This is a genomic window from Hyphobacterium sp., assembly GCF_965217055.1.
Classification (GTDB): domain Bacteria; phylum Pseudomonadota; class Alphaproteobacteria; order Caulobacterales; family Maricaulaceae; genus Hyphobacterium.
The window spans coordinates 1,398,595-1,415,972 of the sequence record NZ_OZ244227.1; the positions used below are offsets into that span (position 1 = coordinate 1,398,595).

Annotated in this window: 17 protein-coding genes; 6 read left to right on the forward strand and 11 right to left on the reverse strand. The window is 61.2% G+C overall.

The window, feature by feature from the left end:
- Window positions 1-4 precede the first annotated feature (4 nt).
- A complete protein-coding gene (locus tag ACOOFN_RS07005) occupies window positions 5-1,174 on the forward strand; it encodes a cystathionine gamma-synthase (RefSeq protein WP_420430155.1) in 1,170 nt (389 codons plus the stop codon).
- Here ACOOFN_RS07005 and ACOOFN_RS07010 read toward each other — a convergent pair.
- Together ACOOFN_RS07010 and ACOOFN_RS07015 are read right to left on the reverse strand one after the other, a co-directional pair.
- On the reverse strand, window positions 1,171-2,007 hold the full coding sequence (locus tag ACOOFN_RS07010) for an SDR family NAD(P)-dependent oxidoreductase (protein ID WP_420430157.1): 837 nt from the start codon (window positions 2,005-2,007) through the stop codon (window positions 1,171-1,173). The two genes, ACOOFN_RS07005 and ACOOFN_RS07010, sit on opposite strands and share 4 nt — an antisense overlap.
- A complete protein-coding gene (locus ACOOFN_RS07015; RefSeq protein WP_420430159.1) occupies window positions 2,004-3,494 on the reverse strand; it encodes a flavin-containing monooxygenase in 1,491 nt (496 codons plus the stop codon). The genes ACOOFN_RS07010 and ACOOFN_RS07015 overlap by 4 nt, the downstream gene beginning before the upstream one ends.
- A gap of 124 nt (window positions 3,495-3,618) precedes the next feature.
- Between ACOOFN_RS07015 and ACOOFN_RS07020 the strand changes: the two genes are divergently transcribed.
- Window positions 3,619-4,434, forward strand: a complete 816-nt coding sequence (locus ACOOFN_RS07020) for a DUF1295 domain-containing protein (RefSeq protein ID WP_420430161.1) — start codon at window positions 3,619-3,621, stop codon at window positions 4,432-4,434.
- Between the two features lie 53 nt (window positions 4,435-4,487).
- Here ACOOFN_RS07020 and ACOOFN_RS07025 read toward each other — a convergent pair whose 3' ends face one another.
- Complete coding sequence (locus ACOOFN_RS07025; RefSeq protein ID WP_420430163.1) at window positions 4,488-4,904, reverse strand: DUF1330 domain-containing protein; 417 nt, start codon at window positions 4,902-4,904, stop codon at window positions 4,488-4,490.
- Window positions 4,905-5,032: 128 nt separating this feature from the next.
- On the opposite strand from ACOOFN_RS07025, the gene ACOOFN_RS07030 reads away from it, so the two are divergent.
- Both ACOOFN_RS07030 and ACOOFN_RS07035 read left to right on the forward strand, forming a co-directional pair.
- Window positions 5,033-5,788, forward strand: coding sequence for a hypothetical protein (locus tag ACOOFN_RS07030; protein WP_420430165.1), 756 nt, complete (start codon window positions 5,033-5,035; stop codon window positions 5,786-5,788).
- A 106-nt stretch (window positions 5,789-5,894) separates the two neighbouring features.
- Window positions 5,895-6,329, forward strand: coding sequence for a hotdog fold thioesterase (locus ACOOFN_RS07035; protein ID WP_420430167.1), 435 nt, complete (start codon window positions 5,895-5,897; stop codon window positions 6,327-6,329).
- Between the two features lie 38 nt (window positions 6,330-6,367).
- Here the strand turns inward: ACOOFN_RS07035 and polA are convergent, their stop codons facing one another.
- The 4 genes from polA to ACOOFN_RS07055 all read right to left on the reverse strand — a co-directional run bounded on the left by polA (window position 6,368) and on the right by ACOOFN_RS07055 (window position 11,666).
- On the reverse strand, window positions 6,368-9,145 hold the full coding sequence (gene polA / locus ACOOFN_RS07040) for a DNA polymerase I (protein WP_420430169.1): 2,778 nt from the start codon (window positions 9,143-9,145) through the stop codon (window positions 6,368-6,370).
- Window positions 9,146-9,520: 375 nt separating this feature from the next.
- On the reverse strand, window positions 9,521-9,922 hold the full coding sequence (locus tag ACOOFN_RS07045; protein WP_420430171.1) for a hypothetical protein: 402 nt from the start codon (window positions 9,920-9,922) through the stop codon (window positions 9,521-9,523).
- Between the two features lie 64 nt (window positions 9,923-9,986).
- Window positions 9,987-11,468 (reverse strand): SLC13 family permease, encoded by a 1,482-nt coding sequence (locus ACOOFN_RS07050; RefSeq protein ID WP_420430173.1) that lies wholly within the window; start codon window positions 11,466-11,468, stop codon window positions 9,987-9,989.
- Window positions 11,469-11,477: 9 nt separating this feature from the next.
- Window positions 11,478-11,666, reverse strand: coding sequence for a zinc-finger domain-containing protein (locus ACOOFN_RS07055; RefSeq protein WP_420430175.1), 189 nt, complete (start codon window positions 11,664-11,666; stop codon window positions 11,478-11,480).
- 79 nt (window positions 11,667-11,745) lie between these two features.
- On the opposite strand from ACOOFN_RS07055, the gene ACOOFN_RS07060 reads away from it, so the two are divergent.
- Window positions 11,746-12,687 (forward strand): ABC transporter ATP-binding protein, encoded by a 942-nt coding sequence (locus tag ACOOFN_RS07060; protein ID WP_420430177.1) that lies wholly within the window; start codon window positions 11,746-11,748, stop codon window positions 12,685-12,687.
- A gap of 57 nt (window positions 12,688-12,744) precedes the next feature.
- Window positions 12,745-13,083, forward strand: coding sequence for a hypothetical protein (locus ACOOFN_RS07065; protein ID WP_420430179.1), 339 nt, complete (start codon window positions 12,745-12,747; stop codon window positions 13,081-13,083).
- Here ACOOFN_RS07065 and ACOOFN_RS07070 read toward each other — a convergent pair whose 3' ends face one another.
- The 4 genes from ACOOFN_RS07070 to mnmG are packed head-to-tail and all read right to left on the reverse strand — an operon-like array spanning window position 13,084 to window position 17,310.
- Window positions 13,084-13,965: a ParB/RepB/Spo0J family partition protein gene (locus tag ACOOFN_RS07070; RefSeq protein WP_420430181.1), complete on the reverse strand. Its 882-nt coding sequence runs from the start codon at window positions 13,963-13,965 to the stop codon at window positions 13,084-13,086.
- Window positions 13,962-14,804: a ParA family protein gene (locus tag ACOOFN_RS07075; protein ID WP_420430183.1), complete on the reverse strand. Its 843-nt coding sequence runs from the start codon at window positions 14,802-14,804 to the stop codon at window positions 13,962-13,964. Before ACOOFN_RS07075 ends, ACOOFN_RS07070 begins: the two co-directional genes overlap by 4 nt.
- Window positions 14,797-15,447: a 16S rRNA (guanine(527)-N(7))-methyltransferase RsmG gene (gene rsmG / locus ACOOFN_RS07080; protein WP_420430185.1), complete on the reverse strand. Its 651-nt coding sequence runs from the start codon at window positions 15,445-15,447 to the stop codon at window positions 14,797-14,799. The genes ACOOFN_RS07075 and rsmG overlap by 8 nt, the downstream gene beginning before the upstream one ends.
- Window positions 15,448-17,310 carry a tRNA uridine-5-carboxymethylaminomethyl(34) synthesis enzyme MnmG gene (gene mnmG / locus ACOOFN_RS07085; protein WP_420430187.1) on the reverse strand — a complete coding sequence of 621 codons (1,863 nt, stop codon included), beginning with the start codon at window positions 17,308-17,310 and terminating at the stop codon, window positions 15,448-15,450. It lies immediately after the preceding gene.
- Window positions 17,311-17,378 lie beyond the last annotated feature (68 nt).

Consider the following 17,378-nt stretch of genomic DNA (forward strand, 5'->3'; position numbering starts at 1 on the left):
TCAAATGAGTGGCGAGAACCAGAAGTTCGCAACGCGGTGCATTCATGCCGGCCAGTCGCCGGACCCGACGACCGGCGCGATCATGACACCGATTTACCAGACCTCGACCTACGTCCAGACGAGCCCGGGCGAGTTCATCGAGAATTACGACTATTCACGCTCTGCGAACCCCACGCGGACGGCCTTGGAAGCCAATGTCGCCAGCCTCGAAGGCGGCCGGCACGGAATTGCCTTTGCCTCCGGCGTGGCCTCGCTGGCGGCATGCATCCATTTGCTGAAATCCGGCGATCACGTGCTTTTGTGCGACGACGTCTATGGCGGCACTTTCCGCATGTTCAACAATGTCTTCGCTCAGCTCGGAATCGAATTCTCGCGAGTCGACATGACCGATCTCGATGCGACACGCGCGGCGATGACCGACAAGACCAAGCTGGTCTGGCTCGAAACACCGACCAATCCGACGCTCAAGATCGTCGATATCGAGGCCGTGGCGCAGATCGCCCATGACGGCGGCGCGCTGTGCGTGGCCGACAACACTTTCGCTTCTCCCTATCTTCAGAACCCGCTGGCTCTGGGCGCGGACATCGTGTCCCATTCCTGCACCAAGTATCTGGGCGGCCATTCGGACCTCGTGGGTGGCATTCTGGTCACCGCCGACGCCGACCTCGCCGACAAGCTTCACTATGTCCAGAATGCCGTGGGTGCCGTGCCTGCGCCGATGGATTGCTTCCTTTTGCTGCGTTCCACAAAGACGCTGCATGTGCGAATGGAGCGACATTGCGAGAATGCCGAACGCATTGCCGAGTGGCTGACCGGTCGCAAGGGCATCAACAAGGTCATCTATCCGGGTCTCGACAATCATCCGCAGCACAAGATCGCGACCAGGCAGATGCGCGGTTTTGGCGGCATGATCACGATGACGCTGGATGGCGGGCTGCCGGCTTCGCGGCGTTTTCTCGAATCGCTGCAGGTTTTCTCGCTCGCCGAGAGCCTGGGTGGGGTTGAATCCCTCGTCGAGCATCCGGCGATCATGACCCATGCCTCGGTGGATGCCGACAAGCGCGCTGCGCTTGGCATCGATGACGGGCTGGTGCGACTGTCCTGCGGAATCGAGGATGCGGACGACCTGATTGCCGATATCGAACAGGCGTTGGATGCAGCGAACGCTGTCTAGTTCGTGCGGGGTGCACTCATGGTGAGGCGTTTCCGGATGAGCCCCCAATAGCGGGTCGGCAAGAGGCGCTCCATCCACATCAGCGTGTGTGCGTCACGCCCGACGAAGATGCGCGGTTTGCGACGCTCCACGCCGCGCAGAATGACGCCTGCAGCTTGTGGCGGCGGCATTACCAGAGATTGGTCCGCCGCCTTCTGGCCAAGTTCGTATTCCTCGTCACTGACGCCGACGCCGCGTTCCGCTGTTTTGGCGATATTGGTTGCAACACCGCCGGGATGGACGGCAGAAACACCGATCGACGTGCCCGCCAATTCATGGCGAAGCGCCATGGTGAAGCCGCGCACGCCGAACTTGGCGGCCGAATAAGCGGTCTGTCCCGCCGGCGCGATGACACCGAAAATCGAGGAAATGTTGGTGATATGCCCCTCGCCTGACTCGCGAATGAGCGGCAGGAATGCGCGCGTCATACGGACAACGCCCTGGAGATTGATGTCAATGACACGGTCGAATTGTTCTGGCGTGACCTGGTCGAACATGCCGCCCAGCGCGACACCGGCATTGTTGAACAGCAAATGAGCTTCGCCATGGGTATTGCGCACATTTTCGGCGAATGCCCCAATAGCGACCGGATCTGCAACGTCCACGACATGGGTTGTCACCCGGCGATCGTTTGAGCGGAGGCCGGATGCAATGTCCTCGAGGCCAGCCTCGTTGATATCAGCCAGCGCCAGGTGGCAACCGCGGTCGGCCAGCTCGCGCGCTAGCGCTGCACCAATACCGCTCGCGGCACCGGTAACGATCGCGGTTTTGCCGCCAAACTCCACGCGATTCATTCCGCAGCCTCGAGCGCCGGCGTGTTCGTGGCAACGTTCTGCGCCTTGTGAAACTGCATGGCGCCGTCATCGATGCGGCCGAATCGGATGGCGAGCATGTCGGCCATGTAATTCATGTGGACCTGCCATGGGGTTTTCGGTCCCTGTTTCGGCAAACTCTCCCGGGCGCGGTGGAAATAACCTGAATCGAGGAGTTTCAGCGGCTCGCGCGGCATTTCGGGATCCGGCACCGGAACGGCATAGTCAGCGCCAATTCGGTCGAGATAGCGGAGCGTGCGGCAGACACGTTCGCAAGTCAGATCGATCTTCAGGGTCCAGGAGGCATTCGTATAACCGAACGCCATGGCCATGTTCGGCACGTCGCTGACCATCATGCCGCGATAGACGACATGGTCGGGCGGATTGACTGTGTGACCGTCGACATTGAGGTGAATGCCGCCCATTAGCTGGAGGTTCAGCCCGGTTGCCGGGATGATCAGGTCAGCTTCCAGGAATTCGCCGGATTTTAGCTGGATGCCGGTCTCGGTGATCCGCTCGATATGATCTGTGACGATCGAGGCGCGCCCTTCGCGAAGCGGAGCAAAAAAATCTCCATCAGGGGCCGCGCAAAAACGCTGATCCCAGGGCTTGTAGCTGGGCGAGAAATGTTTCTCGACATCAATAGCCGGACCAAGTGCTTTCTGGGCTTCCTCGAGGACGGCCTTCTTCACAAAGTTCGGGAAGCGCTGTGCCATCTGGAAAATCAGAATGGTCTGGAGAATGTTCTTGTAACGGGTGATCGCATAGGCCAGCCGCGCGGGCAGTACCTTGCGCAGGAAATCCGCCGTGCGGTCGACGGTCGGGCGCGCCGCTATATAGGTCGGAGAGCGCTGCAACATGGTGACGTGTGCGGCCGCATCCGCCATTGCCGGCAGCAGTGTCACGGCCGTGGCACCCGAGCCAATGATGACGACCTTCTTGCCCGCATAATCATAGTCTTCCTGCCATTTCTGCGGGTGGATAAAGTCGCCCTTGAATTCCTCTACGCCAGGGAATTCAGGCAGATAGCCCTCGTCATAGCTGTAATATCCGGATGCCAGGAAGAGGAAACGCGCCGTGTGGTGTTCGACGCCGTCTTGACCATTCACTTTGACGGTCCAGCGCGCGGCCGCCGAATCCCAGCGCGCCGAGGTCGCTTTGCGCTGGAAGCGGATGTGATCCATCATCCCGTCTTCGCGCGCAGTTTCCGAAACATAATTGCGGATCGCCGGGCCGTCGGCGAACACCTTGCCGTCGACCCACGGTTTGAAGGCGTATCCGAAAGTGTACATGTCGCTGTCCGAGCGGATACCGGGATAGCGGAACAGATCCCAGGTCCCGCCGATCTGCTCGCGCGCCTCAAGGATGCGATAGGTCTTGCCCGGACAACGTTCGAGCAGGTGATGCGCCATGCCGATCCCGGACACGCCGGCCCCGATGATCAGGACATCGACTTCGGTTTCCGCCATTCCGTTCCTCCCCGGAAGTGAACACCGTTCACTATGCCAGCGCCGCGGCATCCGTCAAACGTTGCCGTACACCGGCATGACGAATGACAGAAACACGCTAGATTGACCTGCAAGGGAGGACGCAATGGAAAACATGACCATGGCGATGCTGGCTGGAATAAATCTGGGGATCGGTATTGCCCTGTTTTTCGTGCTCTGGCTGGTATCGCTGCGATTGCGCGATGTCAGTTTCGTCGATGCCTTCTGGGCGCTCGGCATGGTAGTGTTGGCGATCTCGAGCCTGTGGCTTCATGCCGGCGATCTCGAGCGCCAGCTCGTCCTGACTGGGCTCTGCGTGGCCTGGGGGTTGCGCCTCGGCCTGCACCTGTTCGGACGTTGGCGGCGCGATGGCGTCGACAAGCGCTATACGAGCCTGCTGGAGCGGGCAGGCAATCGAGGACTGGGTTTCGCCACCGCCAGCCTGCTCCTTGTCTTCCTGCCGCAATCGATCCTGATGTGGATGGTCAGCCTGCCGGTGCAACTTGGCCAGTACGGTGCGGGTTTCGGCGCCCTCGGATATGCCGGGATCGCGCTCGCGGTGTTCGGCATCGCCTTCGAGAGCCTCGGCGATTTTCAGCTCGAGCAATTCCGCAAGGACCCGGCCAATGCCGGCCAAGTGATGGATCGTGGATTGTGGCGCTACACCCGCCATCCCAATTATTTCGGCGATTTCTGCACCTGGTGGGGATTGTTCCTGATTACCGCCGAAGCCCCCTGGGGCTGGCTTGCCTTGCCCGGACCACTTTTTCTTAGCTGGACGTTGCTGAAGTGGAGCGGTGCGCCGCTCCTGGAACGCGGGCTGGCAGAGCGGCGACCGGGCTATGCCGATTACATCGCGCGAACCAGCGGTTTCTTTCCGTGGTTCCCGAAACCATCCGCGAACCCGGCATCCGACGGCTAGACCCGCCAATTCGGTGACCTGTCTGTGGCCTTTCGGTCACGGGTGAAGGGCAGTCAACCGAACCGGTTTTCGCCTGCCGCGGGACAATGGCGGATCAATCGGGAATCGAGAACAGCCGCCTGCCGGTGCGGTACAGCCTCCTCTTGATAGACCGGATCGGTGACCATTTCGAGAAAGGCCGATGCCGTCGCATAACGGGCAATGAACGCGATGTCCCAGAGCCCGTCTGCCGGTCCGATAAGCACGAGCTGCGGCTCGCCACGCCAGACGATCTTGCCGCCTACACGCTGAAAAACGGGGCCGCTGCGGCGGCCATATTCGGCATAGGCGTCGACGCCGGACGCCGTCCGACCGTCCGGATAAGCTGCCTTGTCGTGCAACCGGATGAGGTTGAGCATTTCGACCGGTTCATCGCGCGGCAACGACTTAAAAGCGTCGAACGCCGAGCGCGCGGGACCGATATGGTACATTCGTCCGTTCCTGTTGTAAAAAGTGCAACGATGATAACGAGTTCGCCTGCCGCGCGAACAATTATTTCACTCAATTGGAGGTGACCTTACCCGGCTTTCCTGTTAACTTGTTATTAAGGGGAGAGTTGATGAGACGGACGGTCGAAATCATCTGTGCCGGCGGAGTCGCGCTTGGCGGACTGACAATGGGCATGGTCGGGCCTGCCGGATCGGAAGCGCCGGATTGGGATCCTCAAGCTGCCGTGCTGGCCTCTTTCCGGACAGACCCGGTGAGGGAAGTTTCCTCCGCGACGGCACGGACGGCTACGGCCGTGATGAGCGTCCGCGAAGCTTATCGCGACGATTTCGCCGCGTCCCGCACACGATTTGTGCTGGCCGATCCGCCAGGCCCGGGAGAGCTGGTGATCGAGGGCGAAACCTCGGTAGAAGAGGCCTTCCAGCGCAATTCCTATACCGGTGCGGATGTCGTCCGCCCGACGACCAGCGTACGTGTCGCAGCACCGGTCGCCAATCCGGCAGGTGATACGGTAGTGACGCCCTATGCAGGTGTGGCCCTGACACCGGAAGGTACGGAAGCGCGTGTCGGGGCACGGTTGCGGATCGGCGACGGGCGCGGCCCGAAATCGCGCTGGTATCTGTTTGCGGCCGCAGAGCGCCAGGCGCTTTTCTACGACACCCAGGAGTTCCGGCGGCCACTGCGGGCGATCGATATCACGCCCTATTCGGTGATCGGGGATATCCAGGCGGGCGTGGCCTATCGGCTCAATGACAGCACTGACCTCGCAGTCGCTTATGTCCACCGCGACTGGGCCTATCGCTATGGTGTCGATGAGTGGGAAGAAACTGAAGGCTTTGCCGCCTTCTCGGTGGTTTCGCGCTGGTAACCGCAGCCGACCATTACCTCTGAATTGAAATCATTGTGCATTGCAGGCCTGCGCCAGCGACTTGGCTCACCTATATTGCTTCCTGACCTATCCAGGAGGCAGACCGATGGCGGGGATCTGGCATGGCGGGACATTCCCGCTCGATAAAGTGCAGTTCAGCGACCGCAAGACGATGGCGGACACGATCGGGATCGAGATCACCGAAGCCGGCGATGACTGGGTGCGCGGCCGGATGCCGGTCGATCACCGCACCCATCAGCCTTTCGGCCTGCTGCACGGCGGCGCGTCGGTGGCGCTCGCCGAGACGCTGGCTTCAATCGGCGCCTATTGCACGGTCGACCCGGAAACCCATGCCGCGGTCGGCATGGAGATCAATGCCAATCATCTGCGCCCGGTGAAAGAGGGTTTCGTCTACGGCGAAGCCCGGATTGAATCCATGGGCCGGACGACGCAGGTGTGGACGATCCGCATCACCAATGAAAAAGGCAAGCTGGTCTGCCTGTCGCGCTGCACGATGGCAATCATCAAGCAAGGCGGGTGAGGTCCTCCCGGCGTGTTGGAGGACAGCAATGATCAATCCTAATGCGCCTCGCCCCAATGGGCGCCGGCCTTGGCGTCGACCTCCAGCGGTACCGAAATATTGATCGCCGGCCCGGCGGCCCCGGACATGACCTCCTTTGCCAGTCCGATAAGGTCGTCGGCCTGGTTTTCCGGCACTTCGAAGACCAGCTCGTCATGGACCTGCAAAAGCATGCGCGCCTCGAGCCCGGCCTTGTCGATCGCCCCGGGCAGGCGGATCATAGCGCGTCGGATGATGTCCGCGGCCGAGCCCTGGATCGGCGCATTGATCGCCTGGCGCTCGGCGAACTGGCGCATGTTCGGATTCTTGTCCCGGATCGAGGGCAGATGGGCGCGGCGGCCGAAAATCGTTTCGACATAACCCTTCGCCTTCACCTCCTCGCGCTTGGCGTCCATATAGGTCTTCACGCCCGGGAATTTCTCGAAATACTTTTCGATGAAGGTTTTTGCCTCGTCGCGCTCAATGCCGAGATTATTGGCGAGGCCGAAAGCGGATATCCCGTAAATGATCCCGAAATTGATGGCCTTGGCCTGGCGCCGGACCATTGGATCCATGCCCTCGACCGGCACGCCAAACATTTCCGATGCGGTCAGGGCGTGAATATCGTCGCCTCGCTTGAAGGCGTCCTTCAGAGCTGAAACATCGGCAATGTGGGCGAGCAGGCGCAGCTCGATCTGCGAATAGTCCGCGGCGACAAGCACATTGCCCGGTTCGGCGATGAAGGCTTCGCGGATCTTGCGGCCTTCCTCGGTGCGGATCGGGATGTTCATCAGATTGGGCTCCGACGAGGCGAGCCGTCCAGTTGAGGTCGAGGCCAGCGAGAACGACGTATGCACCCGGCCGGTCTCCGGATTGATCGCTTCACCAAGCGCATCGGAGTATGTCGATTTCAACTTGGCCGCGCTTCGCCATGACAGGATGGCCTGTGGCAGTTCGTGGCCGTCATTAGCGAGGCCTTCGAGCACGGACACATCGGTAGACCAGGCGCCCGTCTTGGTCTTTTTACCGCCGGGCAAACCCATTTCTTCGAACAGGATCTCGCCGAGCTGTTTCGGGCTGCCGAGATTGAATTTCGAGCTCGCCAGTTCGTGCGCGCGGTCTTCGTGCTCGGCCATTTTCTGGGCGAAATCGGAGGACAGGCGCGCCAGCTGCGCCTTGTCGACCTTGATGCCGGCCCGCTCCATGTCGGCGAGCACTTTCGGCATCGGGCGCTCGATCGTCTCGTAAAGCGTCGCCTTGCCCTTGCCGGGCACGCTTGGTTTCAGAATCTCCCACAGGCGCAGCGTGACGTCGGCATCCTCGGCGGCGTATTCGGTCGCCTTGGCGAGATCGACCTCGGCAAAGCTGATCTGGCTTTTGCCAGTGCCGCACACTTCCTTGAACTTCAAGGGGGTATGGCCGAGATGCAGTTCCGAGAGTTCGTCCATGCCATGGCCGTGCAGGCCGCTGTCGATGACATAGGATAAGAGCATGGTGTCGTCGTAGGGCGCGACATCAATGCCATAGCGCGAGAAGACAGCGAGATCGTATTTGATGTTCTGGCCGACCTTGAGAACGGACTTGTCCTCGAGCAGAGGTTTGAGCGCGGCGATAGCTTCGTCCATCGCTACCTGTTCGGGACGGTCGCCGCCGCCGAGCAGATCGCCGGTGGTACCGTGATCGAGCGGGATATAGCAGGCCCTGCCGGGGCGCGTAGCCAGCGAGACACCGACCAGTTTCGAGGCGACTGCTGAAAGCCGGTCGGTCTCGGTGTCGACAGCAATGACGCCCGCCTGATAGCTGGCGGAGATCCATTTTTCGAGATCGGCGATCTTCGTCACGCATTCGTATTGCGATCGATCGATCGGCGCGGTGGCATCGCCAGTCGCATCAGCGACCGGGGCGCCCAGCGCTTCCTCGACACGACGGGTAATGGTCCGGAATTCCATGGTCTTTAGGAATCCGACCAGCGTCTCGGCATCCGGCTCAGCCGTGCCGAATTCGTCGAGCATGTTCTCGACAGGAACATCCGTCTTGAGCGTTACCAATTCCTTGGAAATACGGGCTTTCTCTGCGAATTCGATGAGATTTTCGCGGCGCTTGTTCTGCTTGATCTCCTCGGCGCGCGACAGAAGCGTTTCGAGATCACCATATTCCTCGATCAACTGGCTCGCGGTTTTCGGCCCGATGCCGGGAATGCCGGGGACATTGTCGGTCGAATCGCCCATCAGGGACTGGACCTCAATCACCTTGTCGGGGCCGACCCCGAATTTCTCGACCACGCCTGCGGGGTCGATTCGCTTGTTCTTCATCGTGTCGAACATGGTGACCTTGTCGTCGACCAGCTGCATCAGATCCTTGTCCGACGAGACGATAGTGACCTTAGCGCCTTTCGCCTCGGCCTGACGCGCATAGGTGGCGATCAGATCGTCGGCCTCGAAGCCCTCCATCTCGATGCAGGGCGTGCCAAAGGCGCGGGTAGCGTCACGGATGATGGAGAATTGCGGGACGAGGTCTTCCGGCGGCGGGGGCCGGTTGGCCTTGTATTCGGGATAGATGTCATTGCGGAAGGACTTGCCGGAATAATCGAAGATCACGGCGAGATGGCTCGGTTCGTCCTCGCCCTTGAGGTCTTCCAAGAGCTTCCAGAGCATGTTGCAGAAGCCCTGCACCGCGCCGACCGGCGTGCCGTCGGATCGGGTCAGCGGCGGCAGGGCGTGATAGGCGCGGAAAATATAGCCGGAGCCGTCGATTAGATAGACGTGAGAGGTCTCGTCGACCATGCGTTCTACCGCCATTTTTGCCGTCCTTCCTCGCTGGAGCGTCAAGCTAGGCGGGGTTGCGGAGTGAGGCAATTGGCGGGTGCGGAAAGTCTCCGCCTCATCGTTCACATCCGCCTCCCGAAGGGACGCCGGATGCTTTTCCCTCTCCCTTGAGGGAGAGAGAGAATGCGGCGGACACAAATGGCCTTTCATGCCTTGCGGGGATTGTTTTCAGTGCCGGTTTTTCAGGTCAAAGGCGCGAAAGCGCCGCTTCGCGGTTTTACCCTTGAGCTGAATAACCAGCACGAAAGACTGGCCGGCATGGCTTGTAAGGCAAGGCGGGCAAAACCGGCAACACGACCGGCCCCAGCAAGACTCCCAGCGCCGCAAGTTCCACGGCGCCCACCAGGTTCATCCCGCCGCCCAGAGCAGGGCGAGGCCCGCCGCTGCGGAGAGCGGGGCAAGCCATCGGATGGACCAGACCGGCAAGCGCTGGGCCCAGAATTGAGCATAGGCGTGATGCCAGCGCCGCGGGGCGATGACGATCAGAGCAGAGCTAAAGACAAGGAACAGTCCCGAAACATAAAAAATCGTGGGAAAGCGCGCCGTCTCTGACGCCCCGATCAGCGCCAATCCGGCGAGGCTTCGCAAGGCATGCTCGCCGAAATGGATCAGGGGCGTGGAGCCCATGCCGGCCAAGCCCTGCAATGCCCGGGACGGCGCGGACGCCATCAGTGCGGCGACAGCGATGAGCCAGAGGCCGAGGGCATAAACGCCCAGCTTGGCGAGAACAGGGAGTGTGTCTGCGAACACAATTGGCCTTTCATGCCTTGCCGGGATTTTCCGGCGGGGAAAGCCCCAACCATCCGTTCGGGGTTTACCCCGGAAACACCACCGGCCCGAGCAGCGCGCCGAGCGCTGCAATCACCACGGCACCTGCCAGGTTGAGCCGGAATCCGGCCTTCATCATCTGGCCCTGCGTGGTCGCGCCGGAGGCATAGACGATGGCATTCGGGGCGGTCGCGACGGGCAGCATGAAGGCGAAGCTGGCGGCGATCGCCACCGGCACGATGAGGCGCTCGGCCGGAAATCCGGCGCCGGCGGCCATGGCGGCGAGGACCGGCAGGAAGGCTGAGGTTGTGGCGACATTCGAGGTCAGCTCGGTGAGGAAGATCACCAAGAGGACGAGACAGAAGACGAGGAGCGGCGCCGGGAAAGCAGCGAGGAAGCTCATTTGCCCGCCGAGCCAGTCGGCGAGGCCGGTCGCGGTCAGCGCAGCGGCCAGCGAAAGCCCGCCGCCGAACAGGATGATGACATTCCATGGCAGGCGTGTCGTGTCTTCCCAATCCATCAGCATGCGGCCCTTGTCGGCGCCTTGTGCGCCGGCCGGAATCAGGAAGGCGAAAAGGGCGCCCAGCAAGGCGATCTGGGTGTTTGACACGCGAAGCGCGATAGAGAGGTCGAGCGTCTCGGTGACCCAGGTCAGCAGCGGGTTCCAGAGATAGGCCTGGCCCATCCACAGCGCAGCGACGATACCAAACAGGATGGCGACACGCGCTTCCGGGGCGGTGATACCGCCCAGCGCCTTCAAATCCTCGGCGACGATGCGGCGCGCGGCGGCCGAATCGACCTTGCTGGTCAGGTTGAAGGCGAAGCGGGTGAGAATGACCCACATGATCGGGATAAAAAGCATAACCGCCGGCAAGCCCATCATCGACCAGACAAGGGGATCGATGGTGCGGCCAAACTCGGCCTCGAGGAAGCCGATGGCAATCAGATTGGTCGGCGTGCCGACGAACACTCCGACACCGCCAACGGAGGCGGCATAGGCAACGCCCAGCGCCAACGCGACCGGGAAGTGCGGGCTGGCATGGCCTTCTTTCATCACTTCCTGGGCGACGCGCAGCGCAATGGGGATCATCATGATCGTCGTCGCCGTGTTGGAAATCCACATCGACAGGAGCGCCGCTGCGGTCATGAAACCGAAGACGAGGAAGGACGGCCGGCCGCCGAATATCCTGACCACGTTGAGCGCAATGCGGGTGTGGAGATTCCAGCGCTCGACCGCCAGCGCTATGATGAAACCGCCGAGCAGGAGCATGACGATGGGGCTGGCATAGGGGCTGGCCGTTGCGCCGACAGAATTGATGCCGAGCAGCGGAAAAAGCGCGAGCGGGACCAGCGCGGTGGCGGCGATCGGTATGGCTTCCGTCGCCCACCAGGTTGCCATCAGTAGAGCCAGCGAAGCCAGCAGCCAGGCTTCGCGCGGCAGACCTTCAGGCAAGGGCAGGAATTGCAGTCCGAGGGCGAGACCGAGACCCGTGAGCAGGCCGATATTCTGGGCGGGGCTCCGGGCCATATGGTCAGGTTATTCGCCGTTGTGTGCCGGGCCACCGCGCTGGACGAAGCGGCGGTCGCAATAACCGCATTCGACATAGCCGAGATCGCGGTCGATCTCGTAGAAGACCCTGGGGTGACCAAGTGCGCCGCCGCCGCCATCGCAGGACACACGGTGCTGATCCGTCACAATGACTTCGGGCGGTAGCGGTGCGATCATGTCAGGGCTCCGATAGACAGGCGGGTATGCGCCGCATAGTTATGGTCCTGACCCCGAAGCGTCAATCAGGACATGTTGCATGACCGACCTCCCCGACTTCGCGCTTGAAGCCGTCGATCTGAAGAAGACCTATGCCGGCGGCAAGGAAGCGCTGAAAGGCGTGACCCTGCGGATTAAGCGGGGCTCGATATTCGGCCTTCTGGGCCCGAACGGGGCGGGCAAGTCGACCTTCATCAACATTTTTGCCGGGCTGGTGAACAAGACGTCGGGTCAGGCGGTGATCTGGGGGCGCGACATTGACCGCGAACCGCGCAATGCGCGCGCCGCGATCGGCATCGTGCCCCAGGAAATCAACATGGACGTGTTCTTCACGCCGTATGAGACACTGGAGCTGATGGCGGGCTTTTACGGTGTGCCGAAAGCCGAACGCCGGAGCGAGGAGATCCTCGCCGCAGTGGGCTTGTCGGACAAGCGCGATGCCTATGTGCGGCAATTGTCAGGCGGCATGAAACGGCGCCTGCTGGTGGCCAAGGCGCTGGTCCACAATCCGCCGATCCTGGTGCTCGACGAGCCCACGGCCGGCGTTGATATCGAGCTGCGACGGCAACTCTGGGCCTATGTGCGCGAATTGCACGCCGCCGGCACGACGATCGTCCTGACCACACATTACCTGGAAGAAGCGCAGGAGCTCTGCGACGAGATTGCCATTGTTGATCATGGCGAGGTGATTGCCTGCGAGCCAAAGGACGAATTGCTCAAGCGCATGGACACCAAAACGCTGGTGATCGATCCGGTGGCGCCGATGACCAGCGTTCCGGGAAGCCTGACCGGCTATGATGCCGAGCTCCGCGACAGCGGGGAGCTCGCGATTTCCTACAAGTTCGGCGAGCAATCGGTCGCGGAGATAATTGAAAAATATAACGCTTCGGGCGCGCGGATCGCGGATCTGCGCACCGAAGAACCGGATCTCGAGGATGTTTTCATGGCCCTGACCTATCGGCGCAAGGACAGCGCGGCCTGACCCGGCCTTGATTTGGCCTCATGCAGTGTCAAGACTATTGCCGGTCTGGAGGTCACTATGAGAACATTACGCCGTATCTTCGCGCTGATCATTTCCGCGGGCGCCTTTCTCTTCCTGACCTATGTGTTCGGAATTTTCATGAATCCGCAGGGACAGGGCGGCTGGATCGCCGCACTATTGCTGATCGGAACTACCGCGATTCTTTGCCTACTGCTGTATCGCTGGATGGTTGGAGGCGGGGCTTCTGGCCTGGATCGCAGGGTGAGAACCGATACCGGCTCACTGGGCCTCGGGCTTTCGGGTGTCGGGATCGTGGCCAGCCGGCGCCGTCGAAGGGACGAAGACGATGATGGCAATGATGACGATCCCGATGACGATCTAAGGACCTGGGGCTGATCAGCCGGAATTTAGCCGGCGGCAGATATCGTCGAGCTGATCGAGCTTGGTGTACCGGATCGTCACCGTGCCGGCTTCGCGAGACTTGCCCTTGCCATGGTCGATCTCGACCTTGAGGCCCAGCCGGTGAGCCAGATCATCCTCAAGCGCGCGGGTATCCGCGTCCTTTTCCTTCGCGACTGATGGCGGGGTTTCTGCTGGCCTGGTTTCAATGCTGCGGGCAAGTTGTTCGGCTTGGCGGACGTTCAACCCGCCGCGAATGATCTGTTCAGAAAGCGCTTGCGGATCCGGTGCGGTCGCCACAGCGCGGGCATGGCCTGCAGTCAACCGGCCGTGTTCGAGATGCTCGAGGACGGATTCGGGCAGGGCGAGCAGGCGCATCATGTTGGCTACATGGCTTCGGCTCTTGCCGACTGCGCGGGCAATCTCGTCCTGGGTATGGTCGAAGCGTTCGACCAATTGGCGGTAGGCGCGCGCCTCTTCTACGGGGTTGAGATCGGCGCGCTGAACATTCTCGACGATTGCGATTTCGAGCGTTTCACGGTCGGTGAGTTCGCGGACAAGTACAGGGATTTCATGAAGTTTCGCACGTTGCGCAGCGCGCCAACGGCGTTCACCCGCGACGATTTGATAGCCCGCCCCATTGGGAGCTGGGCGGACGAGCACTGGCTGAAGCAATCCCTTTTCGGCGATCGAATTTGCAAGCGAATCGATTTCATCACTGGAAAATGCGCGGCGCGGCTGGTCCGGGTTCGGTGAGATATCGCTGATTGCAACGAGTTGGGCACCGCCGGATAGATCGCGTGAGCTCTCGTGGACATCGCCGTCATTGAGCAGGGCAGACAAGCCTTTGCCGAGACCCCGTGTTCGTTCGGCGGTCATGCAGGAATCCTTTCAATATCAATAGCCTGACGCTTTTCTTGCTGAACGATTTCCTTGGCCAGAGCGAGATAGGCCTGGCTACCTGAACAATTCAGATCGTAGAGCAGGACGGGTTTGCCGAAGGAGGGAGCTTCTGACACCCGGACATTGCGCGGGATCAATGTCCGGTAGACTTGGTCGCCGAAATGTTCGCGAACATCGGCCTCGACCTGACCGGAGAGATTGTTGCGACCGTCAAACATGGTCAGCACAACCCCCTGCAAGGCGAGCTTCGGATTGAGATTGGTGCGGACAAGGTCGATCGTGCGCATCAACTGGCTCAATCCTTCAAGCGCAAAGAACTCGCACTGAAGTGGAACCAGCACAGAGTCAGCAGATGTCAAGGCATTGACGGTCAACAGGTTCAGCGAGGGTGGGCAATCGACCAGGATGTAGTCGCAATGCTGGCCTGCGTCAGCCAAACGCTTGCGGAGGCGGTCGATCGCATGTCGCAATCGGTAAGAACGGCGCGGTGCGGCCGCGAGTTCAAGCTCGGCGCCGGAGAGATCGGGATCCGAGGGAGCAAGTGCAAGATTCGGGACGAGCGTGTCGACCAGCGCGCGCTCGAGCGGTTGCTCACCTACGAGAACGTCATAGGTCGTAATCCTGCGGTCGACCGGCGGCACGCCCAATCCCGTCGACGCATTGCCCTGCGGGTCGAGATCGAGGATGACGACCTGTTTGCCGATGGCGGCAAGCGCGGTTCCGAGATTGATCGTGGTTGTGGTCTTGCCGACTCCGCCTTTCTGATTGGCGACGGCTATCACCTTGAGTGCCAAGGAATGCTGAACATCAGGCATGGCAGTTTTCCTTCCTCGGCCGAATTGCTGAAAGACGAAGTATGACTCCGTCCGTGCTCGTCTGACTCGGCAGAATGTCAGCGTCGAAGGTCCAGTATTTATGCGCATCCGTCAATTCCTGACGGTAGCGCTGGCCTTTCGGAAAAAGCGCTATTCCGCCGGTTTTCAACAGCGGATAGGCATAGCCGAGAAGCTTGTCGAGAGCGGCGACCGCGCGGGCTGTGACGATGTCGAATCTTTCCGACCGGTCGATGGCCTCGACACGGCAATTCTCAACGCGGGCCTTTGCGCCTGTTGCGGCAAGGCTCGCTTCAATGAACCGCGCCTTCTTGCCAACGGATTCCACCATGGTGAGTTGGGATCCGTCCAGTTTACGATCGGCAATTGCGAGCGCGAGCGCGATACCGGGAATCCCCGCGCCGGCGCCGATATCGAGCCAGTTCATCGGACCTGGGGGCGCGTGTTCTATCAGCTGGAATCCATCGAGCGCGTGCCGGTTCCAAAAATCGTCCATGGTTGAACGGCCCACCAGATTGGTGGTTCGATTGGCTTCGGCCAGCAAGTCGTGCCAGCGCTCGAACGCAGCCAATGTTTCACGTGAAACACCGGTGGCACTCTGGAAATCCTCGGGGCCCAAGGTCAATTATCCTGCCTTCCGGGCCGATTTGAGATGCGCCAGAATTGCGGTGATCGCGCCAGGCGTGACACCCTCAATGCGGCTGGCCTGGCCGAGTGTCGCCGGACGCACGGCGCCCAGTTTCTCCTGCGCTTCGGCCGACAGACCGCCGACCCGGCGATAGTCGAAGTCTGCAGGCAGGCGAATTGCCTCGTCCTTGCGAAAGGCCAGGATATCGGCCTGCTGGCGTTCCAGATACTGGGCGTATACCGCCTCGATCGAGATTTGCTCGGCGATAGCTGGCGAGATATTCGCAAAGGTTTCGGACAGCTTTGCAATATCGGTCCAACCGATTTCGGGATAGCTAAGCAGCTGTAATGCCGTGCGGCGCCGACCGTCCTGATTGATCGACAATCCGTGCTTGGCCGCCTCTTGGGGAGTCAGGGAGAGTCCCGCCAAGGCCCGGCGCGCCTCTTCGAGATGAGTCAGCTTGAGTCGGTAAGCAGTTTCACGCTCTGTCGATATGCCACCCCACGCTATGGCAAGAGGAGTCAAGCGCTGGTCAGCGTTATCTGAACGTAGTGACAAGCGGTATTCGGCGCGGCTGGTAAACATCCGATAAGGCTCACTGACACCTCGAGTCACCAGATCGTCGATGAGCACTCCGATATAGGCCTCCGAGCGTCCCAGCGTCACCGGGTCGGAGCCGGCCGCGCGGCGTGCCGCATTGAGACCGGCCATCAGGCCCTGGGCAGCGGCTTCCTCATAACCGGTCGTGCCATTGATCTGACCGGCGAGATAAAGACCCGGCGCAGCGCGGACTTCGAGCGTGGCATCAAGCTCTCGCGGGTCGACATAGTCATATTCGATGGCATAGCCGTAACGGGTCACCTTGACGCTTTCCAGGCCGGGAATGGTGCGCAGAAATTGATCCTGGACGGCGTCCGGCAGCGAGGTCGAAATCCCGTTCGGATAAACCCAATCACTGTCGAGACCTTCCGGCTCGAGGAAAATCTGGTGGCTGTCCTTGTTGGCGAAGCGGTGGATCTTGTCCTCGATCGACGGACAATAGCGCGGACCCCGACCGGAAATACCGCCACTGTAGACCGCCGACTGGTCGAGATTGGCCGCGATGATATCGTGGGTTTCGCGCCTTGTGTGTGTAATGCCGCACGCTATCTGTGGCACCCGGATCTCGTCGGTGAGGAATGAAAACGGGACAGGCTGATCGTCGGCCGGCTGCATGTCGAGGCCGGACCAGTCAATACTGTCCTTGAGGAGGCGCGCCGGGGTTCCCGTCTTGAGTCGGCCCATGCGCAAGCCAAGACCGTAAAGACGGTCGGCCAGGCCGATCGCCGGCTGCTCGCCGAAGCGGCCCGCCGGGATACGTTCGAGGCCGCGATGGATGACGCCCTTCAGGAAGGTGCCGGTGGTCAGGACGATGGCGGCACAAGACCAGGTACGACCGTCGGCGGCCACGACCCCTGTGACCCGGCCCGAATCATCGACAATCAGATCCTCGACCGCCGCCGCCTCGATGGTGAGATTGTCGAGTGCGGCGAGCTCGGCCTGCATCGCCTCGCGATAAAGCTTTCGATCGGACTGAGTGCGCGGGCCGCGCACCGCCGGACCCTTGGAGCGATTGAGCAGGCGGAACTGGATGCCGGAGGCGTCCGCGACGCGCCCCATCAGGCCATCCAACGCGTCAATTTCCCGCACGAGATGGCCTTTCCCCAAACCGCCAATTGCCGGATTGCAGGACATTTCCCCGATCGTGGCCGGGTTATGCGTTAGCAACAGCGTCCGCGCGCCGAGGCGCGCGCTCGCCGCCGCAGCTTCACAGCCGGCATGGCCGCCGCCGATCACGATGACATCCCATTTCGCGGACATCGGTTCCCAAGCTCCTGTTCGGGCCGCGCTATGTATGCGTTCTGTGACGCCGAGTCGAGGGGCTGGGC

Bases quoted from the DNA above. Each gene is read 5' to 3' on its own strand.
- ACOOFN_RS07005 (WP_420430155.1), top strand. From the start codon at position 5: ATGAGTGGCGAGAACCAGAAGTTCGCAACGCGGTGCATTCATGCCGGC.
- ACOOFN_RS07010 (WP_420430157.1), bottom strand. From the start codon at position 2,007: ATGAATCGCGTGGAGTTTGGCGGCAAAACCGCGATCGTTACCGGTGCC.
- ACOOFN_RS07015 (WP_420430159.1), bottom strand. From the start codon at position 3,494: ATGGCGGAAACCGAAGTCGATGTCCTGATCATCGGGGCCGGCGTGTCC.
- ACOOFN_RS07020 (WP_420430161.1), top strand. From the start codon at position 3,619: ATGGAAAACATGACCATGGCGATGCTGGCTGGAATAAATCTGGGGATC.
- ACOOFN_RS07025 (WP_420430163.1), bottom strand. From the start codon at position 4,904: ATGTACCATATCGGTCCCGCGCGCTCGGCGTTCGACGCTTTTAAGTCG.
- ACOOFN_RS07030 (WP_420430165.1), top strand. From the start codon at position 5,033: ATGAGACGGACGGTCGAAATCATCTGTGCCGGCGGAGTCGCGCTTGGC.
- ACOOFN_RS07035 (WP_420430167.1), top strand. From the start codon at position 5,895: ATGGCGGGGATCTGGCATGGCGGGACATTCCCGCTCGATAAAGTGCAG.
- polA (WP_420430169.1), bottom strand. From the start codon at position 9,145: ATGGCGGTAGAACGCATGGTCGACGAGACCTCTCACGTCTATCTAATC.
- ACOOFN_RS07050 (WP_420430173.1), bottom strand. From the start codon at position 11,468: ATGGCCCGGAGCCCCGCCCAGAATATCGGCCTGCTCACGGGTCTCGGT.
- ACOOFN_RS07055 (WP_420430175.1), bottom strand. From the start codon at position 11,666: ATGATCGCACCGCTACCGCCCGAAGTCATTGTGACGGATCAGCACCGT.
- ACOOFN_RS07060 (WP_420430177.1), top strand. From the start codon at position 11,746: ATGACCGACCTCCCCGACTTCGCGCTTGAAGCCGTCGATCTGAAGAAG.
- ACOOFN_RS07065 (WP_420430179.1), top strand. From the start codon at position 12,745: ATGAGAACATTACGCCGTATCTTCGCGCTGATCATTTCCGCGGGCGCC.
- ACOOFN_RS07070 (WP_420430181.1), bottom strand. From the start codon at position 13,965: ATGACCGCCGAACGAACACGGGGTCTCGGCAAAGGCTTGTCTGCCCTG.
- ACOOFN_RS07075 (WP_420430183.1), bottom strand. From the start codon at position 14,804: ATGCCTGATGTTCAGCATTCCTTGGCACTCAAGGTGATAGCCGTCGCC.
- mnmG (WP_420430187.1), bottom strand. From the start codon at position 17,310: ATGTCCGCGAAATGGGATGTCATCGTGATCGGCGGCGGCCATGCCGGC.